Below are 12660 nucleotides of genomic sequence, written 5' to 3'. Positions count from 1 at the left end.
TTATCACTAATTATCATAAAACTATCAGTTTTTCTTTTTTCATAATTTCATATGATTTAGACAGACAACCAATGAGGAGAAAATAATGTCTAATCAAAATAGTAATCACAAAGCGAATCAAGCAAATAATAATAAAGGCACTTCAGGAAACAACCCTGCTAATGCTAAAGTACATGGTAATAGAGGTAAGCAGATGAACCCAAACCAGAAAAAATAGCTGGGAATGAGGAAGCAGGTGATTATTCATCTGCTTCATTTTAAGGATAATTATGGAAGCAACAACAAGCTCAAAAAAGAATAAGAGAAAGTTCAAACAAACCAAGCAGCTAATAAGACTGGCACTAAATGATGGTTGGACTCAAAATGAAATTAAAGATGCCTGTAGGGTTCAACAATCAATTGTGAGTGGATGGAATAGTGGCTCTAAACAAGGCACTGAACAGCAACTAAAACCCTTACTTGAAATTTATGGTCATAAATTAAGAAGAAACTCTTTTCGTGTTTATTGGAATATCGTTCCTGAGACAAATTCAAAAAATTTCTATAAAGTTGAAGGAAAGGTGATATTAAGCCAAGCATTTTTTGATGCTAGACGAGTTAAGTCTCAGTTACTAAAAAAGATTCCTCAGCTTAAGATTGTTATCCATCATCAGGGTAACAACAAGTTCAGAGTTGTGTATCAAAGTCGCCTAATGTTTCAAAATACAAATGCCGAATTAGAATCAACAGTTGAAGACGCTATTTGGGGGTCGGTTGTTTCTGAACAATTTAGCCTATCAGAGCTGCTAGCTGCTATTGATACATTTTCTGAAACTACTTTAGCTAAGTACCCTAGCGATGCGAATACATTGCCATTTATAGTAAGACAAGCTTTGCTAAATCATGGGTTTGGTATTGACGGAGTTGTTGAATACCCTGCTATTTGGTAAATTAGTGAGACCCCCATAGGAAACTGGCACCTTAACGCCAAAATATGTGGATAAACCACATCAGTTTGAAGCACCTGTATTGGTAAGCCCTGTGACTAGCCAGTTTGCTACCGCAGCGCTATTCAAACATTTTTAGGAGCACATTGTTATTGCTTTCATTAAGCTAGGTCAAAGGTATTGCTGATTAGCCGAAACATACCATGTGATTACGGGATAGGGTGGGTAGGAAAGCCAGCCGTCACTTTTGTGGCCGCTGGCTTTTCGATATTCTAATATTGAAAGTTACTCATTCTTACGTCAGCAATTAGCGTTGTTAACTTGTTTCTTGCTTGCAGAAACTAAAGCCTCACCTTCTTTTACGGGCAAACTTTATTGTCGCTGCACAAAAAAGTCGCTCAGCGCGGCTTATTAAACCTGCCACTTAAGCTCTTAAGTGGCATTTTTTATTTCTAACTTTTAAGTTTATATTGCTGCATTTTGCTATTCGGTTTTTCGGGAATAGTCATTTCGATTATGCCTGCCTCAATTGCAGGCTTTAAGTAGCGCTCTCTAAAATGTTTTCTATCTTTTAACCCTAGCTGGTTTTGTAGCTCTTGTCGGTTTAATGGTTTTTCGCTTTGATTAAATACATTTATTAAAGCGATGACTTGGGGGGCTTGTATGTCTAAGTGTATAGTGTTTTTAACTTGAGGGGGTTGTTGTGGGGTTTGGCTTTTTGTTATTGATTTTAAATCACTTTCTAAAACGTTCAATGCTGAAAGTAATGTCTCTAACATGTACTCAATAAATACGGATGAGTCACCTGTTTTGGTACTTAGGTTAATGCTTTCAACGTATTGTTGGCGTGTTGTCGCTATTAGGTTATGAATGTTTAGTAATGAAAATAGCGTATGCCACTGCGATAATTGTTGGGTTTGCCAAGTACAGGCTAATTCAGTATTACCCAGTGAAACAGGTTGGATAAACTGCAATTCATAATGACATACTGCGCTACTGATTAGAGGGTGATGGTTGGTTGTATTAAACCACGCAAATAGCTCTTCTACCATTTGTGGCACTCGCATTGCCTGTGGTGCCATTTGTAAGCCATTTTTTAACGCTAGACTTTGCTCTCTATAACAGCCTGACTTTTCACTTTGATCTTTCATTAAGCTGCGATGCAGAGCTAATAAGCTATCTGGGCTTGATAGGTCAGATGCTGTGAATTGAAACTCAGAGTTTTTCATTTGTATAGAGGTGGGTTTTTGTTGCTTATAGTGCTCAATAGTTGCTGGCGAATATAAGGCACTGATTTTACCTAAAGCTTCACTAATACCCACAATGCTGTGGGTCATGCTGGCTGAAATCGAAAATGGGGGAGTGGCGTTGCTCATTTCGTTATAGAGGTTATTTAAATCAGGGGGTTAGAATACGCGAACTAGGCATAAAAGTCAGTTTTAATAGTGATTTAGTATTTATTTAAAGCTTTATATAGTCCTTAATTGCTGGTTTTAAATGTTAAACCGACGCCAAATAGCGCCGGTTTATTAGTTACTCTTCGATAAACGCTTCACCCTCTTTCATCCACTTAGCGGCTGGCTTGCCTTTTAAGTAATGATCAAAGTACTGCATCATGCGCACGGAGAAATCTACCTGATTAGGGAATTGCTTTAAGTGATGCGGTTCACCTTCATATTGTAAAAATGTGGCATCTTTACCCGCACGGCGCAGTGCTAAGTAATATTGCACGCCTTCATGCCATGGCACAGCATCGTCTTTATCACCAAACATAATCAAAATAGGGGTATTTACTTTATCCGCAAAAAAGACTGGCGAGTTCTCAATATAAAGCTCTGGGGCTTCAAATAAGTTTTTACCAATGCGACTTTGCCCTGTTTCATATTGAAATTGGCGGGCAAGCCCTGACTTTAAGCGAATGCCACTGTAGGCGCTGGTCATGTTAGACACAGGCGCACCCGATACCACAGCTTTAAACATATCAGTTTCAGTGATCATAAACGCGCTTTGATAACCCGCCCATGAGTGGCCTTGTAACCCTATTTTATTAGCATCGGCAATGCCTAAATCAATCAGCTTTTGAGTGGCGTTGATCATGGTTTGAGTTGAAGACTTACCTGGGTGACCTATTTCAAAACGAATATCAGGTAAAAAGATGGCGTAACCATTTGATGTAAACATCGGAAAGTTAGGGCGATGATTTAATTCCATTTTAGGGAAATCGTACATACGCTGGCTCATATAGCGGTAAAAGTACACCACAACCGGTACTTTATCGCCTTTTTTATAGCCGGCAGGTTTGATTAATACCCCTTGTAAATCTTCTCCATCAAAGCCTTTATAGCTAATAAGTTCAGGCTTTTCTCCCCAAGCAAAATTAGTTACCTGAGGATTAAGGTTAGTGACTTGTTGTGCTTGTTTGAAGCTAAAGTCAGTTTGATAAATATCAGGGAATTGCTGATAAGTTTGCTCTGTAAATAAGTATTTATCGGCACTTTTGGCTTTTTTAATTACATCAAAACGCTTATTACCTGTGAGTACTTTAGTAACGTTAAGCGTTGTTAAATTAAGTTTAGCCACCTCACTTTGCTTACTTTGTAAGTTAATTGCGGAGAGCAAAAGAGTATCATTGCTGTTAAAGCCCACTTGGTTTTTATCAAGCTTGATCACTCTGTACTGAGTATTACTTTGTTTACCATTAGTTAAGCGTTTGGCTTGCTTGGTATTTACATTAAACGACCAAATATCATATTTACTATAAACCAGTATTTCGCTGCTATCGTTAAGCCAGCCAGCAAAGCCATAGCCAGGCTGCTTAGATGGATAATCGTGTTTGTCATCGGCAAAGGTGGCGTTAACCGCTTTGCTGAGTACGCTCACTTTGTTATTGCCTAAGTTTTTAAGCTGTACTTGGTTATTATCAAAGTAAGCAGCAAACTGACCATTAGGCGCAAGGCTTGGTCTAAATGGGTAGTCGTTAATAATAGGGGTTTGTTTACCCGTTTTTATATCAACAGCAAAGTAGTCAGCAAAAAAACCGCCATACATTACTTTTTCAAGATGAGCTAAATTTGAGTAACCTAATAATGAATCCGCGCGTTCAGTATTAAGTGCGACCTCAGGCATATTTGGTGTGCTTAACTGCACAACTTGTTGCGAGTTTACATGGTATACCGCCGTGTAATGTCGATTCTTATTACTTTCATTCCATTGCTGCTCTTCGCGAGGTTTAATTTGCGCATCGTTGTTGTGCCATACATTTAACCCTTTTTGGTCGCGAATAACCTCAAAGTCATACAATGACGACTCATCGGTATATTCCTTTTGTTTAACTTTTTCAGCAAGTTTTGGGCGGTTTTCAAAGTATAGGCGTGTACCATCTTCGGCCCACGTTAATGTCGCAGTTTTACCCATTAACCATTCTGGGTTAGGTGACTGCACAGTGGTAAGCGTTTCGTCCTGCCAAAGCGTTAATTCGTATTGGCGGCGACGCTTATCATCGTTTACATAGTTACCTAAAGTAAATGCAACACTCTTATTGATTGGATGCCAAGCTATTTTGTTGGCAACCACACCAGGCTCGTCAATTAATGCTGTGCTGGTAAAATCATTGAGTGAAAATAAAGTAATTTGATTATTATTGCCATCCACATAGCTTTGGCTCACTAATAATTGATCGCTGGTGGCGCTAATATCATAGGTGAAAGCACTTTCAAGAGTGTGGGTGCGTTTATCGCTTAAGTTGACGATAACCAGCGGGTAGCTTTTATCTTTTTTGTCTGCAGGGATAGCGCTATCGTTATCGGCGTTTTTATCATCCGCGTCTGTGCTCTCATTTTTACGATAGGCAAGCCACTTCCCGTTATTAGCGAGTACGTAGTCTTTTACGTCATTAAAGCGTTGTTGCTCACCGGTTTGGGTATTCACTAATACTAGATTGTTTTTTAGATCGCTTTTTTTCTTAGTGGTTTCTTTTTCAAGTAGGGTAGGCACTTGGATGAATGCAACCCAGTTCGCCATTTTGTTAATTGTAGGGCGAGTGCCTCGCTCTACCTCAGCAATAAGCTTGTTGTTATTTAGCGAGTAGACTTGCCCAGTGGCATTGCCACGATAAGGAGTTGCACTTAAAGAGAGGATTTGACCATTTTCAGAAAGCTGTGTGCCTTTTACAGATTTAAAATCAAATACATCTTTAAATTCTAATGGCTTATTTGCTAAGGCACTGGCGCTCGTTAAGCTGGTAATAAGTGCACAGCCTATAAGAGTGAGTTGTGTTTTCATTATAGATTCTCGTTTTTTAACATTATTTTATTGTAACGAGTTTTAATAACAATTCGAGTAGATACGATAAGTGGTAGCAGGGCAGAGATGAGAGGTTAAAAATGAATGGTAAAAGGTAAAAGGTAAAAGGTAAAAGGTAAAAGGTAAAAGGTAAAAGGTAAAAGGTAAAAGGTAAAAGGTAAAATTTTCGAGCTACGGGATGCGAGGTGGTAGGCATCTGTGAAAAATAGGAGTGGAAGTGGTTTATTTAATACCTTGTTAGCATCACTAACAAGGTATTACTTCGAATCTTATAACCAAATTTTTTGAAGTTCTGGCCATTGTTTTTCAAATTGCTCACTTGGGCGAGCACTAAAATTACTGCGCACAAACTGATTCATTTTACCCTCAACGTAGGCAAGCAAAAAGTTAGCTAGGGTTAGCTCATCGCTTTGGAAGTTTTTACCTTCACGTAGCTTACGCTCTCTAAGAATTTGCTTGAATTGGGTCTCTAGCTTTTCAAATAAGCCTTGTACACGTTCACGAAGTCGCTCCTGCTCACCTTGTAGAGCATCGCCTGTTAATATACGAGTAATGCCAGGGTTTTTCTCAGCAAACGTTAGCAACAGTAATAAGGTATTGTATACGCGTGCTTTGCTTTCTTTTTCGTTATCTAAAATAAGATTAATACGTGATAGCAGGGTATCTTCAATAAACTCAATTAATCCTTCAAACATCCGCGCTTTGCTCGGAAAGTGGCGATAAAGAGCGGCTTCAGATACGCCAACTTCTGCGGCAAGTTTGGCAGTTGTAATACGCTGACCAGGGCTGGTTTCTAACATTTGTGCGAGTGCTTGCAGTATTTGCTCTTTGCGATTACTTTTTTTTGTCGCAGGCATGAACATTCCTTTTTTTAATAGTTATTTTTTCTACATCAACGTGCGATAACACAGCTACCTGCCTAGTGTTTGTGCGGGCAATAACCAGTGAAGCGATATTTTCACGTATTACGTGAAGCTCTGGTACTGCGCAAGCATTAAACTATATTAGCGAAGTAAAATTACACTAAAAGGTCACAAGGCGTCATCATGTTAATGTTTTATTCAGTTTGTTTCCAGCCTTTTTATAATCGTTTGGCAAGCTGCTCGATCACTTTGATTGCTATTTCTGTTTTACTAGTCACAGGTAAATCGAGTTGTTCATTTTGCCAATAAAGAGTAAGTGCGTTACGTTCTGAATTAAAGCCTAAATCACTTTGCGATACGTCGTTTGCGCAAATCATATCGAGGTTTTTATTAGTCAATTTCCCTTTAGCGTAGTTAGCAACATTTTGCGTTTCTGCTGCAAAGCCGACAGTGTAAGGGCGGCTTTGTGTAAGGTTTGCTACCGCTGCTATAACGTCTGGGTTCTTAACTAAGCTAAGAGTGAGTTCATCGCCTTGTTTTTTCATTTTTTGCGTGGCGATATTCGCTGCGCGGTAATCGGCTACAGCAGCGCAGCCAATAAAGGCGTCTGATTGATGGGCGTAATTGAGAGATTCTTGCAGTAGCTGCTCAGCACTTTCTATATTAATTAAATTAACGCCTTGCGGCGCGGTAATGGTCACTGGGCCTGAAATTAAGTTAACTTGCGCGCCAAATGATAAAGCAGCTTGTGCTAGTGCATAACCCATTTTTCCTGAGCTGTGGTTTGATATAAAACGCACCGGATCGAGAGGCTCTCGGGTTGGGCCTGCGGTAATAGTAATGGTTTTACCCGCTAAGAGTTGTGGTTGCGCAGGTTCAGTGCATAAACTCACTAATTCATGCGGTTCAAGCATTCGCCCTGCACCTACATCACCACAGGCTTGCTCACCTTTGCCTGGCCCCCAAACTGCAACGCCACGAGCCTTTAAAGTGGCTATATTAGCTTGCGTGGCAGGGTGCGCGTACATTTGTTGATTCATAGCCGGTGCCACAGCCACTTTTGCAGGAGTTGCGAGTAATAACGTAGTGAGTAGATCATCAGCAATGCCTACCGCCATTTTTGCAATAATATTGCTGGTGGCAGGAGCCACTAAAATTAAATCAGCCCATTTGGCAAATTCAATATGTCCCATCGCAGCTTCTGCTGATGGGTCGAGTAATGAGTCAGACACTATTTCACCACTGACAGCTTGCATCGTTAGCGGGGTAATAAAATGCTTTGCTGATTCAGTCATTACAACTTTAACGTCACAACCATGGTCTTTTAAACGTCTTACGAGTTCGGCACATTTATAGGCTGCAATTCCACCGCTAATACCCAGCACTATTTTTTTATTTGTTAAATTAATCATGGTTGTTCATCAATTTTATAAAATATGCTGGCTAAAATAACAAATCTTGAGCGTGACAGCTAAGATAAAATGCGTTTTATCGCGCTAATTTTTAATTTTGCATTACAGTTATATGATACTGACCGCTTTCAAGGATGAACGATGCAATTAACCTCTCTGCCTAATTCACTCAGACCGCGAGAAAAGCTGCTAGCAAAAGGCGCAAAGGCACTCTCTGATGCTGAACTATTGGCTATATTTTTACGTACGGGTTTACCCGGTATGAATGCAATAGAGCTGGCACAACATCTGATCAATGAAAATAAAACCCTGCATAATTTGTTTAATGCCAGCATAGATGAGTTTTGTGCGCAAAAAGGGCTGGGTACAGCTAAATATGTACAGTTACAAGCAGTACTTGAGCTAAGTCAGCGTTATATGCAAGAAGGCTTTGTTCGCGATGCCGTTTTTAATTCCCCTCAAGCTGTTTACGACTATTTAACCCTGCAAATGCGAGGGTTGCAGCAGGAGGTGTTTATGGTGTTGTATCTTGATAGTCAAAATCGTTTATTGAAAGATGAAATCTTATTTTATGGTACGATTAACGCAGCCAGTGTATATCCACGTGAAGTTGTCAAAGCGGCTTTAAAAAATAATGCGGCAGCGGTTATTTTTTCACATAATCATCCCAGCGGTATTGCAGAACCAAGTCAGGCCGATAAACTAATTACCAATAAATTGTGCCAAGCGCTGCAATTAGTCGACATAAATGTATTGGATCATATTATTATTGGTGGTGAAAATTGTGTTTCGTTTGCCGAACGGGGACTTATTTAAGTTTATTGCTCGCAGATATGTGCTAAAAATGAGCGGTTTAGTGTGTTTTGGCAAATTAGTTTAATTTAAATGCAGTTTTTACTTTCCCTAAGGGCATTCGATCTTTATAATTAGCCGCTATAAAATTTACACATGAGCTGGTTGGATAAGATCAGTATTTGATCTTTGCCTGTAAAAGCTGTATAAAGAGCGCCCTTCGATTTATCTCTAGGGCACAAATACATGGCCTTAGGGAAAAATTAAGCTCGAGCGAAGTTATTGGAGATATATAGACATGTCTAAAGTATGTCAAGTTACAGGTAAGCGTCCAGCGGTTGGTAACCACCGTTCACACGCGAGAAACGCGACTAAACGTCGTTTCCTACCTAACCTACAAACACACCGTTTTTGGGTTGAAAGTGAAAAACGTTTTGTAACATTACGCACTACTACTAAAGGTATGCGTATTATCGATAAAAAAGGCATTGACACGGTTCTTACAGAAATCCGTGCTCGTGGCGAAAAAGTTTAAGGAACTGAATTATGCGCGATAAGATCCGTTTAGTTTCAACTGCTGGTACTGGTTTTTTCTACACTACCGACAAGAACAAGCGTAACATGCCTGAAAAAATGGAAATCAAAAAGTTCGATCCTAAGGCTCGTAAACATGTGATTTTCAAAGAAGCTAAAATTAAGTAATTTAGTTTTCTTTCAGAAATGTAAAAACCCAGCTTATGCTGGGTTTTTTGTTTTTAAAATTCACTCTGTTACCACCGAAAATATACCTACCGTAATTGTGTCCATCTAATTAAAAATTTATGTTAAGCACCATGGCTTATTGTTTTAATAGCGGCTCCGTTGTTTGTAATATCAATCCGCAATAATACTTAATCACTTTACGGGGCTAAACGTGTCGCTGCCTGCGTTAAAAATTCTCATTTAGAGCAACTAAATAGCAAATTTTTTGCCTAGCTATCAACGCGTTTTTCCAGCCTCAAAATAGACCACTTAATTAAGCGAATTGGTATAACCAAAGAAAATATAAATAGTATTAAATGACTTCACGGACTAATCCGTTGGATGTTGTGTATTTAGAGTAAGATTGTGGGGGTATGTAAGTATACCTAATGAGGAAGTGGGGGTTTTACTATGACTTACTAGGGGTGAACTGTAAGCAGCCCTAAGGCTACTTACAGTGCGATACTTATACTTTAAAGTTCTCTACTGATATTCTTAGTTCTTCGGCTAATTTAGCCACTTCTGAACTTGAAATATTAGTTTGTACAGCACCTTCTGCTGTTTGCTCGGCGATAGCAACAATAGACTCTAAGCGTTCACTAATCTCTTGTGATACTTGTTGTTGCTCTTGTGCTGCCGTTGATATCTCTTCACTGACATTGTGCGCTTGCGATACCGCAAGAGTAATTGAATCTAGTGCACTATTAGCTAAATCACTTTGCTCAACACAAGAAACAGCGCGTTCTTTACCTTTTTCCATGGCTTTAACTGCTTCTTCAGCGCCCAACTGTAGTGATTCAATCATAGATTGAATCTCTTGGGTCGACTCTTGAGTTTTACTTGCAAGCGATCTTACTTCATCAGCTACCACGGCGAAGCCTCTGCCTTGCTCGCCGGCACGCGCTGCCTCAATGGCCGCATTAAGTGCAAGTAAGTTAGTTTGCTCAGCGATACCACGAATAACGTCTAAAATACTACCAATTGAGGCGCTATCTTTGTGTAGCTTATTAATAACACTTGATGCTTCATCAACTTCGTAAGCGAGTTGTTCAATGGTTGCTTTATTTTGATTTGAAATACCTTTAACGCGTTCAGCTTCTTTATCAGCATTTTTGATTTCGCCCAGTGCTTGTTGAGCACTGTTGCTCACTGTTTGAGAGGTACTGCTCATTTCAGTGGTTGCGGTTGCCGCTTGCTCTACTTGCGCTTGTTGATTACTAATCGCTTTGCTCGACTCACCGGTAATTGTTGAGGTTTGCTCAGAAGCAGCAGCAAGCTGTGTTGAACGCGAAATAATACCGGTAATTAAGCTACGTAAGCTATCAATTAAGGTGTTACAACTTTTCGACAATTCACCAAATTCATCTTTTGCGCTGTCATCCAAGCGTTGAGTCATATCACCACTGGCAACAATATCTAAAATGCGGTTAACTTCTGCTAATGGCTTAGTAATACGGTTAACTGTAACAATGGCCACAAGCACAGCGATAATAGTAGCAATGATCATGCCTATCCAAGTCCATAAGTTAGCTGAGTTTACATCGCTGCGAACGCCTTCTTGCAAAGTAAATGCAACGCCGCTGGCTTGTAATACTAATTCGTCAATTTGGCTAAGTGCTGTTTTAGTAGCTTTTTCAGACTCTTCTAATTCACGTTCAGTTGTGCTGATTGCATCGATAAGGCGTTTTTTATTCGCTGAAAGGCTATCGTTACCTAAAATATTACTCTCAAGTGTATCTACATAACCTTTTAAGTCGTTAAACAAGCCGCTATGGCTCTGCTCTATTGCAGGTTGTATTAATGAAACGGTACGAACGACTTCTTCAAAGTAATATACTTGTTCATTTTTAATAATATCGAGCGTATTAAGTGTTTTAACAGTTAACATATCGGTGCTACTGGTAACCACAGACATAAAGTTATTTTCAAGGTTATTAGCTGCTTGATAAGCACGAGGGTAGTTATCTTCTAAACCATCGATATCAATAATATCAAGAACCATAGAGTTGGCATCTTCTGCCGCAAGCTCAACGGTTTCTAATTGAGCTTTAAGCTTTTTATTAAGCACTAACTGAGTGTTTTTGTCTTTGAGTAGGCTCTCTATAATGCTTAAAAAACTTAAGTAGGTCTTTTCAACGTCAAGGCTACTCTTATTTAGTTGTGGATCATCTTTTACTACTTGTTGTAGCTCGCGATGTAACTTATCAAATAACTGTTTTTGTTCTTCTATTTGTGCTTTTATTGGCGCTAGCTCTTGAGCCGATGAAGTGTGAAAGCTAGCTTGAGCAGCTTTACTCATCAAAATAAATTCAGCTTGTAATTGAGCGCTCTTGTTTAATGCCGGAAGCGATAGCTGATTAACCTTTTGAGTTGAGCGATCTATATTTGCTATTTTTATTAAAGAGTTACCGCCAATAATTAAAAGTAATAAAGTGATAAATATAAAACCACCCCAAATACGTTGACTCACTGTTAGATTCATATGGTTTTCCATTCAAAAATACGTCTATTAAAACTTATCGGCGCTTTCAACAATAAGTTAAGTAATTAAAAATAATTAATTTTTACTGTTAATAGTTAGTTGCTAAATTTACCGTGAAACTTCATCACACACTAAGCATACATAATTCAACTATTCGATTATGGATGTAAAATAATACAAAGCAATTTTCCTCATCTTTAATTAGATTAGAGAGTGTTGCTATTTTTTACACTTAGTTGTGAATGGTTTGTAATTATGCAATTTAACATGCACTCTTAAACTTAACAGATGTATTAACTTTTTTCAGTTTATTTAGACAAAAGTTGTGATTTTTTTGAAAGTTTTTGTTTGCTCTGTAAATTTATTAAGGTCATTGAGCCGCCCCAGACGCAACCTGTATCTAGAGCGTACAGGTGTTTGTAGGGAGTTTGACCTTCAAGTGCAGCCCAATGACCAAAAACAAGGTCATGTTGAGCGTTAACAATTTTAGGATGAGAAAACCAAGGAATCAATGAATGGCTATTTGCTGTTGCTTCTTTTGCACTAAAATCAAGCAAGTTATCGGGTTTAATAAAGCGCATACGGGTGAAATAATTAACAATATAACGAAACTTGGCAGCGTCATCGAGTTGCTCACTCCATGTTAGTGGGTGAGGCTGATACATGTTTTTTAAGAAGTATTGAGCGTTGTCAGCACCATAGCATTGCTGTGCGAATTGGGCGTGCTCAATGGCTTGCACGCACGACCAATCAGGGTTTAGCCCCGCGTGTGAAATAAAGCAATCATATTTATCTAAGTAAAGAGCTAAAGGCTGAGTTTGCAAAAACGCGACGTAATGTGGGAGTTTACTGCTGTTGAACAGAGTCGTTAGTTTGTCTTTGGGGTTGGGGGCAACATTATTTAAATAACAGGCAATCATATGTAAGTCATGATTGCCTAATGTGACGCTAACGCTGTCTTGGTGCTGATATATGTAATCAAGACACGCTTTGGAGTCTGGGCCGCGAGCAACAATATCACCTACTAGGTAGAGATGATCTTTGCTAGGATTAAAGTCGACTTGCTTTAACAATAAACTAAATTCGTTAAAGCAGCCTTGTAAATCACCTATTGCGTAGTCGGCCATTAGACGCTGTTCTTA

Annotated in this window: 11 protein-coding genes; 5 read left to right on the top strand and 6 right to left on the bottom strand. The window is 39.1% G+C overall.

What is annotated here, in order from left to right; translation table 11 throughout:
* The first annotated feature begins 85 nt into the window (after positions 1-85).
* Both AC0VZ5_RS13480 and AC0VZ5_RS13475 read left to right on the top strand, forming a co-directional pair.
* Positions 86-217 (top strand): hypothetical protein, encoded by a 132-nt coding sequence (locus AC0VZ5_RS13480; RefSeq protein WP_055014250.1) that lies wholly within the window; start codon positions 86-88, stop codon positions 215-217.
* A 52-nt stretch (positions 218-269) separates the two neighbouring features.
* Positions 270-929, top strand: a complete 660-nt coding sequence (locus AC0VZ5_RS13475; protein WP_076921923.1) for a hypothetical protein — start codon at positions 270-272, stop codon at positions 927-929.
* 449 nt (positions 930-1378) lie between these two features.
* Here AC0VZ5_RS13475 and AC0VZ5_RS13470 read toward each other — a convergent pair whose 3' ends face one another.
* The 4 genes from AC0VZ5_RS13470 to coaBC form a co-directional block, all read right to left on the bottom strand.
* Positions 1379-2263: a Fic family protein gene (locus AC0VZ5_RS13470; RefSeq protein WP_475473232.1), complete on the bottom strand. Its 885-nt coding sequence runs from the start codon at positions 2261-2263 to the stop codon at positions 1379-1381.
* A gap of 196 nt (positions 2264-2459) precedes the next feature.
* On the bottom strand, positions 2460-5207 hold the full coding sequence (locus AC0VZ5_RS13465) for a S9 family peptidase (protein WP_475473230.1): 2748 nt from the start codon (positions 5205-5207) through the stop codon (positions 2460-2462).
* Positions 5208-5497: 290 nt separating this feature from the next.
* Positions 5498-6085, bottom strand: a complete 588-nt coding sequence (slmA, locus tag AC0VZ5_RS13460) for a nucleoid occlusion factor SlmA (protein ID WP_008113236.1) — start codon at positions 6083-6085, stop codon at positions 5498-5500.
* A 224-nt stretch (positions 6086-6309) separates the two neighbouring features.
* The gene (gene coaBC / locus AC0VZ5_RS13455; protein WP_178956589.1) at positions 6310-7503 is read right to left on the bottom strand and encodes a bifunctional phosphopantothenoylcysteine decarboxylase/phosphopantothenate--cysteine ligase CoaBC; all 1194 of its coding nucleotides are present in this window, start codon (positions 7501-7503) and stop codon (positions 6310-6312) included.
* 141 nt (positions 7504-7644) lie between these two features.
* On the opposite strand from coaBC, the gene radC reads away from it, so the two are divergent.
* From radC to rpmG, 3 genes are all read left to right on the top strand, one after another.
* A complete protein-coding gene (gene radC, locus AC0VZ5_RS13450; protein ID WP_178956588.1) occupies positions 7645-8319 on the top strand; it encodes a RadC family protein in 675 nt (224 codons plus the stop codon).
* 274 nt (positions 8320-8593) lie between these two features.
* Positions 8594-8830, top strand: a complete 237-nt coding sequence (gene rpmB, locus AC0VZ5_RS13445; RefSeq protein WP_008464111.1) for a 50S ribosomal protein L28 — start codon at positions 8594-8596, stop codon at positions 8828-8830.
* Between the two features lie 11 nt (positions 8831-8841).
* Positions 8842-8997 (top strand): 50S ribosomal protein L33, encoded by a 156-nt coding sequence (gene rpmG, locus AC0VZ5_RS13440; RefSeq protein ID WP_004587947.1) that lies wholly within the window; start codon positions 8842-8844, stop codon positions 8995-8997.
* Between the two features lie 505 nt (positions 8998-9502).
* Here the strand turns inward: rpmG and AC0VZ5_RS13435 are convergent.
* Together AC0VZ5_RS13435 and AC0VZ5_RS13430 are read right to left on the bottom strand one after the other, a co-directional pair.
* Positions 9503-11518, bottom strand: coding sequence for a methyl-accepting chemotaxis protein (locus AC0VZ5_RS13435; protein WP_138609106.1), 2016 nt, complete (start codon positions 11516-11518; stop codon positions 9503-9505).
* A gap of 308 nt (positions 11519-11826) precedes the next feature.
* Positions 11827-12645 (bottom strand): symmetrical bis(5'-nucleosyl)-tetraphosphatase, encoded by an 819-nt coding sequence (locus AC0VZ5_RS13430; RefSeq protein WP_475473226.1) that lies wholly within the window; start codon positions 12643-12645, stop codon positions 11827-11829.
* Between the last annotated feature and the right edge of the window lie 15 nt (positions 12646-12660).

The sequence above is a fragment of the Pseudoalteromonas sp. QJM3NY_12 genome, assembly GCF_056173165.1.
This window is presented reverse-complemented; position numbering and strand designations above follow the sequence as displayed.

Bases quoted from the DNA above. Each gene is read 5' to 3' on its own strand.
- AC0VZ5_RS13480 (WP_055014250.1), top strand. From the start codon at position 86: ATGTCTAATCAAAATAGTAATCACAAAGCGAATCAAGCAAATAATAAT.
- AC0VZ5_RS13475 (WP_076921923.1), top strand. From the start codon at position 270: ATGGAAGCAACAACAAGCTCAAAAAAGAATAAGAGAAAGTTCAAACAA.
- AC0VZ5_RS13470 (WP_475473232.1), bottom strand. From the start codon at position 2,263: ATGACCCACAGCATTGTGGGTATTAGTGAAGCTTTAGGTAAAATCAGT.
- AC0VZ5_RS13465 (WP_475473230.1), bottom strand. From the start codon at position 5,207: ATGAAAACACAACTCACTCTTATAGGCTGTGCACTTATTACCAGCTTA.
- slmA (WP_008113236.1), bottom strand. From the start codon at position 6,085: ATGCCTGCGACAAAAAAAAGTAATCGCAAAGAGCAAATACTGCAAGCA.
- coaBC (WP_178956589.1), bottom strand. From the start codon at position 7,503: ATGATTAATTTAACAAATAAAAAAATAGTGCTGGGTATTAGCGGTGGA.
- radC (WP_178956588.1), top strand. From the start codon at position 7,645: ATGCAATTAACCTCTCTGCCTAATTCACTCAGACCGCGAGAAAAGCTG.
- rpmB (WP_008464111.1), top strand. From the start codon at position 8,594: ATGTCTAAAGTATGTCAAGTTACAGGTAAGCGTCCAGCGGTTGGTAAC.
- rpmG (WP_004587947.1), top strand. From the start codon at position 8,842: ATGCGCGATAAGATCCGTTTAGTTTCAACTGCTGGTACTGGTTTTTTC.
- AC0VZ5_RS13435 (WP_138609106.1), bottom strand. From the start codon at position 11,518: ATGAATCTAACAGTGAGTCAACGTATTTGGGGTGGTTTTATATTTATC.
- AC0VZ5_RS13430 (WP_475473226.1), bottom strand. From the start codon at position 12,645: ATGGCCGACTACGCAATAGGTGATTTACAAGGCTGCTTTAACGAATTT.